We start from the raw sequence: 13,598 nt of genomic DNA, 5'->3' as shown, positions 1-13,598 counted from the left end.
GGCAGGAACCGACGCCGACCAGAACCGCAGCTGAGGGTGATCAGGAGAGTACGAGCGCGATGCCGTCGAGCGGCGAGGACGGCGAACGATGATCGCCCGCGACCGTGAACTGTTGGCACGGCTCGGACAGGTAAACGCGAGCCTCGGTGAAGCCGTGCTCGCGCTCATGGCCGCCCAAGACGGTGGCGAACTTCCCGCGGACGGTCTCCGTGAGGTCGGCCAAGCGTTGCGCACGCTCGCCGAGGACATGATCGCCCGCGCTGACGAGCTCGATTCTGTGGTGGTGGCAGGTGTTGAGTGATGCCCCGACCGCTGTGCTCGGCCCTGTGGTGGACGACTGGCCGACGCGGCCGCTCTGGCGCATCGACCTCACCCCGCCCGTCTGGCCCACCATCGATCTCGACACCGTTACCGCAGGGGCTCGGGCGTCGCTGTATCAGCCCATCACGCCGCGGTTGAGCCTGTACGAAGAAATACTTGCCGGCCTCCGACGGCTATAGCCCTCTGGCTGCTCGGGCGGCTCCTGCCCCTTGTCGCCCGAGCTTCTTACCCGATGGTGAGCGGTGGCTATTTCAACGGTCGCCGGGGAAGCCATACCACCAGAACACGGTGACTTACCAGTGGCGGCGTACACGCAAGCGGGCCGCGGTGACCGGCGTGCGGTTGCATGATCTGAGGCACTTTTACGCTTCCGGCTGATCGCCGCGGGTTGCGACGTGGTGACCGTGTCGCGCACTCGGGCATGCGTCGAGCACGACCACGCTGACCACATACACCCATCTGTGGCCAACGGCCGAAGACCGCATCCGGCAAGCCGCGGCCGGGATCATGGCAGACAGCGGCTAGAGGCTCCGGTGCAGGTCAGGTCGTGCTTCCGTGCCAGTTCAGTAGTAGTACGGGAAGGCCGACCAGTCCGGGTCTCGCTTCTGCAGGAAGGCGTCCCTGCCTTCGAGTGCCTCGTCCTGCATGTAGGCCAGGCGCGTGGTCTCCCCGGCGAACACCTGCTGCCCGACGAGCCCGTCGTCGATCAGGTTGAACGCGTACTTGAGCATGCGCTGCGCCGTGGGGGATTTACCGAGCACCTCCCACGCCCACTCCAGCGCCTCCGCCTCCAACCGTTCGTGCGGCACGGCCTTGTTCACCGCGCCCATCGCGTGCGCTTCCTCGGCCGTGTAGGGACGGCCCAGGAAGAAGATCTCCCGCGCGAACTTCTGCCCGACCTGCCGGGCCAGATAGGCGGAGCCGTAGCCGCCGTCGAAGGAACCCACATCGGCGTCGGTCTGTTTGAACCGGGCGTGTTCGGCCGAGGCCAACGTGAGATCGCACACCACGTGCAGGGAATGTCCGCCGCCCGCGGCCCATCCCGGGACTACCGCGATGACGACCTTCGGCATGAACCTGATCAGGCGTTGCACTTCGAGGATGTGCAGCCGTCCCGCGCGGGCCGGGTCGATGGTGTCCGACGTCTCGCCGCTGGCGTACTGATAGCCGGAGCGCCCGCGAATACGCTGGTCACCACCGGAACAGAACGCCCAACCGCCGTCCTTGGGAGAAGGACCGTTGCCCGTGAGCAGGACGCATCCCACGTCGGAGCTCATCCGGGCGTGGTCGAGCGCGCGATACAGCTCGTCCACGGTGTGCGGGCGGAACGCGTTGCGCACCTCCGGCCGGTTGAACGCGACGCGGACGACGCGCTTGCCGGACCGGGTCTTCTTCGAACGGTGGTAGGTGATGTCGGTGAAGTCGAAGCCTGTGACCTCGTCCCACTCTGCGGGGTCGAACAGCTCCGAAACCTGGGCATGTGGCACGCCTGGGAGAATAAGCCGTGTGCTTGTCCCGTTCGACACCCCGGCGTGGCGCTGCCGTCGACAGCCGTCGCGGGGAAGCGCCGCGACCGAGGAGGATCGCTGGTGAATCCTTCGATGGCGCAGGCCCGTGTCCTCGTGGACGAGCTCGTGCGCAACACCGTCTCCCACGTGGTGTTGAGCCCCGGCTCCCGCAACGCGCCACTGTCGTTTGCGCTCCACGACGCGGCCGTGGCCGGCAGGCTCACGTTGCACGTGCGTATCGACGAGCGCAGTGCCGCGTTCCTCGCTCTCGGTATCGCCGCCCGCACGGGCCGTCCGGTGGCCTTGGTCTGTACCTCGGGCACTGCGGCGGCGAATTTCCACCCCGCCGTGTTGGAGGCGGACAGAGCGGGGGTGCCGCTGATCGTGCTGACGGCCGACCGGCCGCCCGAGCTGCGGGCCTCCGGCGCGAACCAGGTGATCGACCAACGCGGGCTCTACGGGCCCGCCGTCCGTTACTTCGACGAACTGGCCGTGGCTGAACGCAGGGCGGGGCAGAACGCGTACTGGCGCAGCCAGATCTGTCGGGCCTGGAACGCCGCCTACGGGGAGTGGCGGTGTGGGCCCGTGCACCTCAACATCCCGTTCCGGGAGCCGCTCGTACCCGACGGGGAGGACGATCCCGACGACTGGCCCGAACCGCTCGACGGCAGGCCGCAGGGTGCACGGTGGACGGAGTTGCCGGACTTCGGTGCGCTGCCGTCGTTCGTGGTGCCCTCGGCCCGTCACGGTCTGGTGGTGGCGTGCGACGCGGGGGTGCGGGCCGCGAGCGAGTGGGCGGAGTTGCACGGCTGGCCCGTGGTGTCGGAGACGGGTGGTCTCGGACTGGGTGGGACGACGGCGATCGCGGGCGGCGTGTGGCTGTTGGGGGTGGAGGAGTTCCTGGCCGAGCACAAGCCGGAACAGGTGCTGTGCATCGGCAGGCCCACCGTGTTCCGCCAGGTGCAACGCTTGTTGTCCGACCCGGACGTCGAGGTGCTGGTGGTGCGTCCCGACTCCGACTGGCCCGCCCCCGCACACAATGTCCGGCAGGTGGGTCAGTGGTTCGACGAACCGGCGAAACCGGCCGATCCGGAGTGGCTGACGCGGTGGCGGGAGGCGGACGCGGCGGCCGTCGCGGCGGTGCGGGAGACGCTCGCCACGCAGTCGTGGCCCACCGGGTTGAGCGTGGCGAACGAGCTGGTGGAGAACCTGCCTCCGGAATCACTGTTGGTGGTCGGCTCGTCGAATCCCACGCGTGATGTCGCGCTCGTCGGCGGCCATCGTCCCGATGTGTTGGTGCACCGCAACCGCGGGGTCGCCGGGATCGACGGCACGATCTCCACCGCCGTGGGCGCGGCCCTGGTGCATCCGGGGCCGGCGTACGCACTCGTGGGTGACCTGACGTTCCTGCACGACGTGAACGGCCTGCTCACGGGCCCCGCCGAGAGCAGACCCGACTTGACGATCGTGGTGCTCAACGACGACGGCGGCGGCATCTTCTCGCTGCTGGAACAGGGGGAGGAGCAACACAGCGCGCGGTTCGAACGCGTCTTCGGTACCCCGCACGGGGCGGATTTGTCGGCGTTGTGCGCGGGCTACGGCGTGCCGTACACGTTGGCGTCTTCCCGGGTGGCGCTGCGGGAGGCGTTGCGGCCCGCGCCCGGTCTTCGGGTCGTGGAGGTGCGCGTCGACCGATCGCGGCACCGGGACCTGCACGCGCGGTTGCGTGGAGCCGTGGCGAAGGCGGTCGACACCCGATAGAGGGAGCCCATCTTTCGATCGTATTTGAACAGTGTCGGTTGAACTACTGTTCGTGACATGCGTATCCGAATACGAGCCTGCTTCGGTGGTGTCGCGGCCGGCCTGACCACGGTCCTGCTCGCTTCCACCGCGAGTGCCGCGCCCGCGCCCGGAACTCCCGGAGTCGGGGACCCGTACTACCCCGGTGACGGTAACGGTGGCTACGACGTCACGCACTACGACATCCGGCTGTCCTACCAACCCGACGTCGACGGGTTGTCGGGCACCACCACGATTCTGGCCACAGCGGAAACGGAGCTGTCGAGCTTCAACCTCGACTTCGCCCTGGACATCGACTCGGTGCGGGTAAACAACCGGCCCGCACAGGTGGAGCGCGACGCCTCCGACCCCACCGAGGTCGTGGTCACCCCTGCCGTTCCGTTGGCCGAGGGCAGTCCCATGACCGTTGTCGTGCGATACGCCGACACCCCGTCACAGGTCACTGTGGACGGCCGGACCGCGTGGAAACTCACTGACACGGGCGCGTTGGCCGTCGACGAGCCGCACATCGCCGAGTGGTGGTTCCCGTCCAACGACCATCCCACCGACAAAGCGACCTACGACGTGTCGGTGGAGGTACCCGACGACATCGTGGCGCTGTCGAACGGTGTGCTCTCAAGCCGCAGCAAGGTGCGCGAGGGCTGGACCCGCTGGAACTGGCGCAGCACTCAGCCGCAGGCGACCTACCTGACGTTCCTCGCCGTCGGTGACTACGACGTGCGGGCGAGCACCGCGCCGAACGGCATGCCGGTCGTCAACGCCTACGACACCGGGCTGGGCTCGATCCGGCCCGCGGCTGAGGCCAGCGTGGAACGCACACCCGAGGTGGTCGAGTTCCTGGAGGAGGTGTTCGGCCCCTACCCGTTCGAGGCGCAGGGCGGCGTCGTGACCAACGGACTGGGTTTTGCGCTGGAGAACCAGACCAGGTCGGTCTACGACGCGCGCTTCTTCAGCCAAGGAACCAACATGTCCGTGGTGGTGCACGAGAACGCCCACCAGTGGTTCGGTGATTCCGTGTCGCTGGAGCGGTGGAGCGACATCTGGCTCAACGAGGGCTTCGCCACCTACGCCGAGTACCTGTGGTCGGAGCACATCGGTGAGGGCACCGCGGACGAGCTCGCGCAGTACCTCTACGACTCCATTCCCGCGGACCACGAGTTCTGGCAGGTTCTCCCCGGCGACCCGGGGGCGGACGACCAGTTCCACTCCGCCGTCTACGACCGGGGCGCGCTCGCGGTGCACGCCCTGCGTACCACCGTGGGTGACGAGGTGTTCTTCGAGCTCCTGCGCACCTGGCTGGAGGAAAAGCGGGACAGCCACGGCACCATCGACGAGTTCGTCGCGCTGGCCGAGGAGCTGTCGGGCACACAGCTGGACGAGCTGTTCGAGGAGTGGCTGTTCACGAAGGGCAAGCCCGAGGCTGCCCCGGGCGGCGAGGCGGCCCGGACGACGTCGAGCGGGCCGGTGGCCGAGCCGAAGTCGTACGCCGAGATCGCCTTCACACACGAGCTGCTCGCCGCCCACCACTGAACACGGTCGCTATGCTCGCCGTGTGAAGACCAGCGACACCTCCGAGCACGCCGCCACACCCGGGGCGAGACGCGAACACGCGTTGCGTCTCGGGTCGTGGGCGGTGCTTGGGGTGGCGTCGTTGATCACACTGCTCGGCGTGGTGTTGGTTCTGGGCGCCTTCCGCAACGACCAGGTGATCGCAGAGAACCACGGCACCGCCACGGGGCAGGTCGAGCAGGTGCTATTCGACCGCACCCTGGTTCGTTACGAGACCCCCGACGGCGTCCCGCACAGTCCCGAGAACGGCGTGCTCTACCCGGAGGGGCTCACGCCCGGCGAGCTCGTGCGCATCGAGTACGACACCACAGACCCCGAGCTGGCCAAGGTCGCGGGCCGCACGTGGTTGCTCACGCTGCTGCCCGTCGGGAGCACGCTGTTGACCACGTGGCTGGTGGCCGTGCCGCTGCTGTGGTTTCTGCGCAGGCGGTTGCGAGCGTTGTCGGCGTCCGCCGCCGGAACATCCGTGTAGTGCGATTTCGACGGATTTTCCCGGTTTTCGCGACGTGCCGTGTTACCGGCTAGCGCGGCCGCTACGTGGGGCTCGGGAAACACACTTTAGACTTCCGTCATGGCCCGAGCGAGCCTGGACAAGGACCCAGCCGACGTCGCGGCGATGTTCGACGGCGTCGCCCGACGCTATGACCGCGCGAACTCCGTGATGACGTTCGGTTTTGACCGGCGTTGGCGTGTCCTCACGGGCCGGGTGCTGGACGCCCGTCCGGGAGAGCGGGTGCTCGATCTCGCGGCGGGCACGGCCGTGTCCACCGAGGAGTACGCACGGGGCGGGGCCTGGTGTGTCGCCGCCGACTTCTCGTTCGGCATGTTGCACGGGGGTCGCCACCGCGGTGTGCCGATGGTGGCCGCCGACGCGTTGCGGTTGCCGTTCGCCGACGACTCCTTCGACGCGGTCACCATCTCGTTCGGTCTGCGCAACTTCGTCGACACCAAGGCGGCGCTCGCCGAGATCTTCCGGGTCGTCAAGCCGGGAGGCCGGCTCGTCGTGTGCGAGGTCTCGACACCGACGTTCGCGCCGATCAGGTTCGTCTACCGCAGGTTCGTGCTGCGGCTGATGACGTGGTTCGGCCGTAAGGTGTCGTCGAATCCCGACGCCTACTCGTACCTGTTCGAATCGATGCTGACCTGGCCGGATCAGCGGCGGCTCGCGGAGATCATCGCCGACTCCGGCTGGCGGAGCGTCGAGTGGATGAACCTCACATTCGGCGTGGTGGCCATACATCGTGCGAGGAAGCCGAAGAGCGACTCGTAGACTCGCCGCATGACTTACGACGCCGAGGTCATCGTTGTCGGTGCGGGCCCGGCGGGCTCCACCGCAGCTACCTATCTCGCCCGCGCGGGCGTTGACGTGCTCCTGCTGGAGAAGACGAGCTTTCCCCGCGAGAAAGTGTGTGGTGACGGGCTGACGCCGCGTGGGGTGAAGCAGCTCATCGACCTCGGCATCGACACCAGCCGTGAGGCCGGTTGGATGCACAACAGGGGTCTGCGCATCTTCACCGGTGAGCTGATGCTCGAACTCGACTGGCCCGAGTTGACGTCCTACCCGCCCTACGGGGTCTCCCGCACGCGCCGCGACTTCGACGAACTGCTCGCCAAGACGGCCGTCGAGGCGGGTGCGCGGCTGCTGGAGCGCACCACGGTGACCGGTGCGATCACCGACGAGCGCACCGGCCGTGTCGTCGGGGTGGAGGCGAAGCAGGGATCCGAACGCAAGCCCGTCAGCTACCGCGCGCCTCTCGTGCTGGCCTGTGACGGGGTTTCGGCGCGGCTGGCGCTGTCGGTGGGCATCGAGAAGAACGATACTCGTCCCATGGGGGTGGCGGTGCGCCGCTACTACCGCAGCCCCCGGCACGACGAGGCCTACATCGAAGGTCACCTGGAGTTGTGGGACCGCAGCGATCCCGCCGATCCGAAGCTGCTTCCCGGTTACGGTTGGGCGTTCCCGCTCGGCGACGGCACCGTCAACGTGGGGTTGGGGATGCTGTCGACGTCGAAGTCGTTCCGCAACATCGACTATCGCGGGCTGCTGCGTTCGTGGCTCGGTTCGACTCCTGAGGAGTGGGGCTATAACGAGGACAACGCGGTCGGCCGGATCGGCGGAGCCGGTATTCCGATGGGCTTCAACCGCACACCACACTACCGGAACGGACTCCTGCTGCTCGGTGACGCGGGCGGCATGGTGAGCCCGTTCAACGGTGAGGGCATCGCGGCGGCGATGGAGTCGGCCCGCGTCGCCGCCGAACACGTCGTGCAGGCATTGGCGCGGCCGGAAGGGTCGTCCCGGGAACGTGCGTTGCACGGTTATCCGCAGGCGATCGCCGATCTCACGGGTGGCTACTACCGCCTCGGCAACCTGTTCGCCAAGGCCATCGGGCATCCGAAGGTGATGCGGGTCGCCACCAAGTACGGACTGCGGGTCAAGCCGCTGATACCGCTGGTGTTCAAGGGCCTGTCGGGTTGCTACGAGCACAGGGGCGGCGACGTCGTCGACCGACTCGTGTCGACGTTGTCGAGGATCACTCCGGCGCCGCGCTGACTTTCCGGCCCCCAGTGGGCAACATCACAGTACGGATGTACTCCTAGCATGGCCGCCCCATCGGGGCGGCTTTATGCAGGTCTCACAGGGTGCGTGTCGCAACGCGCTGTGTCATCATCCAGGGTTCCCCGATCCGATTCGCGCGGGGGGCTAGCGACAAGGTGTGAGTTGCGTCTTACACTGCAGCCATGTTTTGTGAATGGCTTCACAACCCCCTCAGGTTGCTTGTGAAGCTATTCACAATCCGGGTTGGTTGCGTCGGGTGTGACAGAGGTGGTTGAGAACACGAAGTAGGGCGGTTCTTACCCACGGCAGTGTGGCGCAGGACCCATAAGGTCTCGCCACGGTAATTGTTCGCAACGTTGCCAGCAGTTGTGACCGTGTCCATTACGCAGCGGCGCGTGAAAGGATGGTGCCGCAGTGAACTCCTCGGTGTCCGCGGTAGAGGTTCTGGCGCAGGAGAGCGCGGATTCCGGCCTCGGCGTTTTCCTGCCACTCGTGTTGCTGTTCGGGCTAGCGCTCGCGTTCGCGCTCTTCTCGGTCTTGCTCGGGCCGCTGCTCGGGCCCAGTCGGTACAACAAGGCCAAGTTCTCCGCTTATGAGTGCGGTATCGAACCGTCGCCACAGCCCCTGACGGGCGGCGGCCGTATGCCCATCGCCTACTACGTCACGGCGATGCTGTTCATCCTCTTCGACATCGAGATGGTGTTCCTCTTCCCCTACGCCGTGTCGGCGGACTTCTTGGGGCTGTGGGGAGTCGCCGCCGTCTCGGTGTTCATCGCGACGTTCTTCATCGCCGACATCTATGTGTGGCGGCGCGGCGGGCTGGATTGGAACTGACGAAGCATGGGTCTGGAAGAGAAACTCCCGAACGGAATCCTGTTGACCACGTTGGAGGGTGTGGTCAACTGGGCCCGTAAGAACTCGATGTGGCCCGCCACGTTCGGTCTGGCTTGCTGCGCCATCGAGATGATGACCACCGGTGGCTCCCGCTACGACATCGCGCGGTTCGGCATGGAGCGTTTCGCTGCCACGCCGAGGCAGGCCGACCTCATGATCGTCGCGGGCCGGGTCACGCAGAAGATGGCCCCGGTCCTGCGCCAGATCTACGACCAGATGCCCGAGCCGAAGTGGGTGCTCGCCATGGGCGTGTGCGCCTCCTCGGGCGGGATGTTCAACAACTACGCCGTCGTGCAGGGGGTCGACCACATCGTCCCCGTGGACATGTATTTGCCGGGCTGTCCACCTCGGCCGGAAATGCTGCTCGACGCGATCCTCAAGTTGCACGCCAAGGTTCAGGACGAGCCCATGGGCCCGCGGCGTGCGGCGCTGCGTGCCCAGAGCGGGAAGCAGACGGAAATCATCCCGTCGTCGATCAAGTACGCGAAGAAGTGATGGGTCATGCCTGACGAGAAGCCGGAGACCGGCGGCGAACTGTCGAGCACCGAGCACAGTGAGAAGGGGTTGCGCCCGCAGGGTCCCGAGCCGGCCAAGCCCGCCGAACCGGTGGTCGCCGGGCGGGAACGCCGAGGCATGTTCGGGGTGTCGGGTACCGGGGACACCTCCGGTTACGGCGGACTCCGCCTGCCCGCGTACTCGCCGCCGCCCGCCGAACGGCCCTACGGCGGCTGGTTCGACGATTTCGCCGACGAGTTCTACGCGGCGCTGTCCGACAACGGGATCCCCGCCGAAGCCATCCAGCAGGTCACGATCGACCGCGGTGAGATCACCTTCTACGTGCGCCGCGAGTACCTCGTGGACGTCTGTCGGACATTGCGCGACGACGAGGGCCTGCGATTCGAGCTGTGCTCCTCGGTGTCCGGTGTGGACTACGGCGTCGACGTTCCCCAGCGACTGCATTCGGTGTACCACCTGACGTCGATGACCTACCGGCGGCGAATCCGGTTGGAAGTCGCGGTGGATGTGGACGATCCACACATTCCGTCTGTTGTGGACGTCTATCCGACGGCCGACTGGCAGGAGCGAGAAGCCTATGACATGTTCGGGATCATCTACGACGGGCATCCCGCGTTGACCCGCATCCTCATGCCCGACGACTGGGAGGGGCACCCCCAGCGCAAGGACTACCCGCTGGGTGGCATTCCGGTCGAGTACAAGGGTGCGGAGATCCCACCGCCCGACACGCGGAGGTCCTACTCATGACCACAAGCGACCGCATCGCCGACGTGAGCACCGGTACAGACACCACGGCGGAGGGCAGCGACAGCGTCGACGGCGCGCCCGACGCCCGCTACGCCGAGCACCGTGACACCACCGAGGGCCGGGTCTACACGGTCGGCGGTGGCGACTGGGACGATGTGTTGGCCGACGCCACCCAGTCCGAGCGCATGATCATCAACATGGGTCCGCAGCACCCGTCCACGCACGGCGTGTTGCGACTCGTGCTGGAGATGGAGGGTGAGACGGTCACCCAGCTCCGCTCGGTGATCGGCTACCTGCACACCGGTATCGAGAAGAACTGCGAATACCGGACGTGGACGCAGGGCGTCACGTTCGTGACACGCATGGACTACCTCTCGCCGCTGTTCAACGAGATGGGCTACTGCCTGGCGGTGGAGAAGCTGCTCGGCATCGAGGTCCCGCGGCGCGCGCAGTTGCTGCGGATCCTGCTCATGGAACTCAACCGGCTGAGTTCCCACTTCGTCTACATCGCCACAGGTGGCATGGAGCTGGGTTCCACCACCGCCATGACGTACGGGTTCCGTGAGCGCGAAGAGGTCCTGCACCTGCTCGAACACCTCACCGGCCTGCGTATGAACCACGCGTTCATCCGGCCTGGTGGGCTTGCGCAGGACATGCCGGACGACTTCGTGGAGAAGGTCACCGAGTTCTGCAAGGTGATAGACAAGCGGCTGCCACTCTACGACAAGCTCTTCACCGGACAGCCGATCTGGCGCAACCGGCTCAAGGGCGTGGGCTTCCTGCCGTTGGACGCCTGCCTGGCCCTCGGTGTCACCGGGCCGGTGTTGCGTTCGGCCGGCGTGGCGTGGGATCTGCGCAAGGTCGAGCCGTACTCCGGCTACGACGAGATCGATTTCGAGGTCCCGACGTCCACCGACGCCGACTGCTGGGCCCGGTACCTGCTGCGTGTCGAGGAGATGCACCAGTCGCTGCGCATCATCCGGCAGGTGCTGAAGATGCTGGAGCCGGGGCCGGTGATGGTGGAGGACCGCAAGGTCGCCTGGCCCGCGCAGTTGTCGATCTCCAGTGACGGCATGGGCAACTCCCTCGAACACGTCCGCAAGATCATGGGCCAGTCGATGGAGTCGCTCATCCACCACTTCAAGCTGGTCACCGAGGGCTTTCGGGTACCGCCGGGCCAGGTGTACTCGGCGGTGGAGTCGCCACGTGGTGAGCTGGGCTTCCACATGGTGTCCGACGGCGGCACCAGGCCGCTGCGGGTCCATGTCAGGGAGCCGAGCTTCGTGAATCTGCAATCGATGCCCGCTATGGCGGAGGGCGGCCTCGTCGCCGACGTCATCGCGGCCATCGCCTCGATCGACCCTGTGATGGGGGGAGTGGACCGATGACCACACCGTCGCAGCAGCCCTCGGAAACGCCGGAGTCCGCGGACCCGTTCGGTCCCGACATCGAGGAGCAGGCCCGCCTGCTCGCGGAGCATTACCCCCAGTCGCGTTCGGCGCTGTTGCCGATGCTGCACCTGGTGCAGTCGGTTCAGGGCTACGTGAGTCAGGAGGGCATCGCCTTCTGTGCCCGGCAGCTCGACCTCACTGAGGCCGAGGTCAGCGCGGTTGCCACCTTCTACACGATGTACAAGCGCAAGCCGTGCGGGCAGCACCTGGTGAGCGTGTGCACCAACACGCTGTGCGCGGTGCTCGGTGGCGACGAGATCTACAAGCGACTGTCCGAGCACTTGGGTGAGGACGGCAAGCCACTCGGCCACGAGGAGACGGTCGGTGAGCCGGGGCAGCCGGGTTCGATCACGTTGGAGCACGCCGAGTGCCTGGCGGCTTGTGACTTCGGCCCGGTCCTGCAGGTGAACTACGAGTACTTCGACAACCAGACGCCGGAGAAGGCGATCGAGCTGGTGGACGCGTTGCGGCGCGGAGAGAAGCCACAGCCGACGCGCGGTGCTCCGCTGACCGATTTTAAGTCGGTGGAACGCCAGTTGGCCGGTTTCTTCCCCGACGACGACGTGTTCCGATCCGATGTGGACTCGCCGTCGCAGGCCGTGGAGACACTGCGCGGCGCGCAGCTGGCCGCGGATCGTGGTTGGACGGCGCCGGCGATGCCGGACAACACTCCCCTGCCGGAGGTGGAGGCGAAATGAGCGACGCTCGTTTCCTGCGTTCATGTAGCCGACAAGGTGCGGATATTCCGCAAGGCACTGTGGAGGCGAAATGAGTGCGGATCCCTTGACTCCGGTTCTGACGAAGCGGTGGTTGTCTCCGCAGTCGTGGCGTCTGGCGACGTACGAGAAGTTGGAGGGCTACACGGCGTTGCGCAAGGCGTTGGCTGGCACGCCGGAGCAGCTTGTGCAGCTCGTCAAGGATTCGGGGCTGCGTGGTCGCGGCGGTGCGGGCTTCCCGGCGGGCGTGAAGTGGTCGTTCATGCCACCGAATGAGGACAAACCGCACTACCTGGTGATCAACGCCGACGAGGGTGAGCCGGGGACCTGCAAGGACATCCCGCTGATGATGGCCGACCCGCACTCGCTCATCGAGGGCTGCATCATCGCCTCCTACGCCGTGCGGGCGCACCGGTGCTTCATCTACGTGCGTGGCGAGGCGTTGCACCCCATCCGCAGGTTGCACGCGGCCGTGCGGGAGGCGTACGACGCCGGGTACTTGGGCAAGAACATCCTGGGGTCCGGGTTCGACCTCGACATCACGGTCCACGCGGGCGCGGGCGCCTACATCTGCGGTGAGGAGACGGCGCTGCTCGACTCACTGGAGGGCCGCCGGGGACAGCCCCGGTTGAAGCCGCCGTTCCCGGCCTCGGCCGGTCTGTACGCCGCGCCTACCACGGTGAACAACGTCGAGACCATCGCCAGCGTTCCCTACATCGTCAACGGTGGCGCCGACTGGTTCCGGAAGATGGGCACCGAGAAGTCGCCCGGCCCGAAGATCTACTCGATCTCCGGGCACGTGGAGAAGCCGGGCCAGTACGAGGCGCCGCTGGGTACCACGTTGCGCGAGCTGCTGGAGATGGCGGGCGGCATGAAGGACGGCATCCCGCTGAAGTTCTGGACACCCGGTGGTTCGTCGACGCCGCTGTTCACCGCCGAGCACATCGACGTGCCGTTGGACTTCGAGGGCGCGGCCGAGGCTGGGTCGATGCTTGGCACCACGGCGGTGCAGGTGTTCAACGAGACCGTGTCGGTGCCGTGGGCGGTGATGAAGTGGACGCAGTTCTACGAGCACGAGTCGTGCGGCAAGTGCACGCCGTGCCGGGAGGGCACGTTCTGGTTGGCCCAGATCCTCGAGCGCATGGTCGAGGGGAAGGGCACCGAGCAGGACATCGACACGCTGCTGGACGTGTGCGACAACATCGGCGGCCGTTCGTTCTGCGCGCTCGGCGACGCCGCGGTGAGCCCCATCCAGAGCGGCATCAAGTACTTCCGTGACGAGTTCCTCGCGCTGTGCGAGTCGAACCGGCCCACCGCCACGCAGCAGTCGCAGGCCGAGCAGGCCGCGCTCGGCGGGGCCGCTGCCGATTCGCAGGTCGCGCAACCGGTTGGAGCACAGGCATGACGGTGGCACCGGAATCCCCCGAGGTGGACGTGCCGGAGGGGCACGTCAAGCTCACCATCGACGGCCAGGAGGTCGTCGCGCCGAAGGGTGAGCTGCTGATCCGCACGGCCG

14 protein-coding genes are annotated in these 13,598 nt (G+C 66.9%); 13 read left to right on the top strand and 1 reads right to left on the bottom strand.

The annotated features are described in order from the left end of the window. Positions 1-88: 88 nt before the first annotated feature. Both M7H19_RS08160 and M7H19_RS08155 read left to right on the top strand, forming a co-directional pair. On the top strand, positions 89-301 hold the full coding sequence (locus tag M7H19_RS08160; protein ID WP_298179092.1) for a hypothetical protein: 213 nt from the start codon (positions 89-91) through the stop codon (positions 299-301). Continuing rightward, a complete protein-coding gene (locus tag M7H19_RS08155) occupies positions 294-500 on the top strand; it encodes a hypothetical protein (protein WP_298179090.1) in 207 nt (68 codons plus the stop codon). Before M7H19_RS08160 ends, M7H19_RS08155 begins: the two co-directional genes overlap by 8 nt. A 384-nt stretch (positions 501-884) precedes the next feature. Here the strand turns inward: M7H19_RS08155 and M7H19_RS08150 are convergent, their stop codons facing one another. Next, positions 885-1,808 carry a 1,4-dihydroxy-2-naphthoyl-CoA synthase gene (locus tag M7H19_RS08150; RefSeq protein WP_298179087.1) on the bottom strand — a complete coding sequence of 308 codons (924 nt, stop codon included), beginning with the start codon at positions 1,806-1,808 and terminating at the stop codon, positions 885-887. 102 nt (positions 1,809-1,910) lie between these two features. Here M7H19_RS08150 and menD point away from each other — a divergent pair, with 102 nt between their 5' ends. The 11 genes from menD to nuoF all read left to right on the top strand — a co-directional run bounded on the left by menD (position 1,911) and on the right by nuoF (position 13,487). Beyond that, the gene (menD, locus tag M7H19_RS08145; RefSeq protein ID WP_298179085.1) at positions 1,911-3,590 is read left to right on the top strand and encodes a 2-succinyl-5-enolpyruvyl-6-hydroxy-3-cyclohexene-1-carboxylic-acid synthase; all 1,680 of its coding nucleotides are present in this window, start codon (positions 1,911-1,913) and stop codon (positions 3,588-3,590) included. A gap of 57 nt (positions 3,591-3,647) precedes the next feature. Further along, a complete protein-coding gene (locus M7H19_RS08140; RefSeq protein WP_298179082.1) occupies positions 3,648-5,159 on the top strand; it encodes a M1 family metallopeptidase in 1,512 nt (503 codons plus the stop codon). A 22-nt stretch (positions 5,160-5,181) separates the two neighbouring features. Next, positions 5,182-5,670 (top strand): DUF3592 domain-containing protein, encoded by a 489-nt coding sequence (locus tag M7H19_RS08135; protein WP_298179080.1) that lies wholly within the window; start codon positions 5,182-5,184, stop codon positions 5,668-5,670. A gap of 99 nt (positions 5,671-5,769) precedes the next feature. Further along, complete coding sequence (locus M7H19_RS08130) at positions 5,770-6,468, top strand: demethylmenaquinone methyltransferase (protein ID WP_298179077.1); 699 nt, start codon at positions 5,770-5,772, stop codon at positions 6,466-6,468. A 9-nt stretch (positions 6,469-6,477) separates the two neighbouring features. Then, positions 6,478-7,752 carry a geranylgeranyl reductase family protein gene (locus M7H19_RS08125; RefSeq protein WP_298179074.1) on the top strand — a complete coding sequence of 425 codons (1,275 nt, stop codon included), beginning with the start codon at positions 6,478-6,480 and terminating at the stop codon, positions 7,750-7,752. Between the two features lie 420 nt (positions 7,753-8,172). Continuing rightward, positions 8,173-8,592 carry an NADH-quinone oxidoreductase subunit A gene (locus M7H19_RS08120; protein WP_298179072.1) on the top strand — a complete coding sequence of 140 codons (420 nt, stop codon included), beginning with the start codon at positions 8,173-8,175 and terminating at the stop codon, positions 8,590-8,592. Positions 8,593-8,598: 6 nt separating this feature from the next. After that, positions 8,599-9,147: an NADH-quinone oxidoreductase subunit B gene (locus tag M7H19_RS08115; RefSeq protein WP_298179070.1), complete on the top strand. Its 549-nt coding sequence runs from the start codon at positions 8,599-8,601 to the stop codon at positions 9,145-9,147. Between the two features lie 6 nt (positions 9,148-9,153). Beyond that, positions 9,154-9,915, top strand: a complete 762-nt coding sequence (locus tag M7H19_RS08110; RefSeq protein ID WP_298179067.1) for an NADH-quinone oxidoreductase subunit C — start codon at positions 9,154-9,156, stop codon at positions 9,913-9,915. Continuing rightward, a complete protein-coding gene (locus M7H19_RS08105; protein WP_298179064.1) occupies positions 9,912-11,303 on the top strand; it encodes an NADH-quinone oxidoreductase subunit D in 1,392 nt (463 codons plus the stop codon). Before M7H19_RS08110 ends, M7H19_RS08105 begins: the two co-directional genes overlap by 4 nt. After that, the gene (nuoE, locus tag M7H19_RS08100) at positions 11,300-12,064 is read left to right on the top strand and encodes an NADH-quinone oxidoreductase subunit NuoE (RefSeq protein ID WP_298179061.1); all 765 of its coding nucleotides are present in this window, start codon (positions 11,300-11,302) and stop codon (positions 12,062-12,064) included. Before M7H19_RS08105 ends, nuoE begins: the two co-directional genes overlap by 4 nt. A gap of 70 nt (positions 12,065-12,134) precedes the next feature. Then, positions 12,135-13,487: an NADH-quinone oxidoreductase subunit NuoF gene (nuoF, locus tag M7H19_RS08095; RefSeq protein WP_298179058.1), complete on the top strand. Its 1,353-nt coding sequence runs from the start codon at positions 12,135-12,137 to the stop codon at positions 13,485-13,487. Positions 13,488-13,598: the final 111 nt, after the last annotated feature.

The sequence above is a fragment of the Saccharomonospora sp. genome, from assembly GCF_027317685.1.
In the GTDB taxonomy this organism is placed as follows: Bacteria; Actinomycetota; Actinomycetes; order Mycobacteriales; family Pseudonocardiaceae; genus Saccharomonospora.
The sequence above is the reverse complement of the archived record's forward strand: the minus strand, read 5'-3'. Positions and strand labels throughout refer to the sequence as shown.

What these genes read in the sequence shown, in the direction of transcription:
- nuoF (WP_298179058.1), top strand. Translation starts at nt 12,135, where the DNA reads ATGAGTGCGGATCCCTTGACTCCGGTTCTGACGAAGCGGTGGTTGTCT.
- M7H19_RS08115 (WP_298179070.1), top strand. Translation starts at nt 8,599, where the DNA reads ATGGGTCTGGAAGAGAAACTCCCGAACGGAATCCTGTTGACCACGTTG.
- M7H19_RS08130 (WP_298179077.1), top strand. Translation starts at nt 5,770, where the DNA reads ATGGCCCGAGCGAGCCTGGACAAGGACCCAGCCGACGTCGCGGCGATG.
- M7H19_RS08160 (WP_298179092.1), top strand. Translation starts at nt 89, where the DNA reads ATGATCGCCCGCGACCGTGAACTGTTGGCACGGCTCGGACAGGTAAAC.
- nuoE (WP_298179061.1), top strand. Translation starts at nt 11,300, where the DNA reads ATGACCACACCGTCGCAGCAGCCCTCGGAAACGCCGGAGTCCGCGGAC.
- M7H19_RS08110 (WP_298179067.1), top strand. Translation starts at nt 9,154, where the DNA reads ATGCCTGACGAGAAGCCGGAGACCGGCGGCGAACTGTCGAGCACCGAG.
- M7H19_RS08105 (WP_298179064.1), top strand. Translation starts at nt 9,912, where the DNA reads ATGACCACAAGCGACCGCATCGCCGACGTGAGCACCGGTACAGACACC.
- M7H19_RS08125 (WP_298179074.1), top strand. Translation starts at nt 6,478, where the DNA reads ATGACTTACGACGCCGAGGTCATCGTTGTCGGTGCGGGCCCGGCGGGC.
- M7H19_RS08140 (WP_298179082.1), top strand. Translation starts at nt 3,648, where the DNA reads ATGCGTATCCGAATACGAGCCTGCTTCGGTGGTGTCGCGGCCGGCCTG.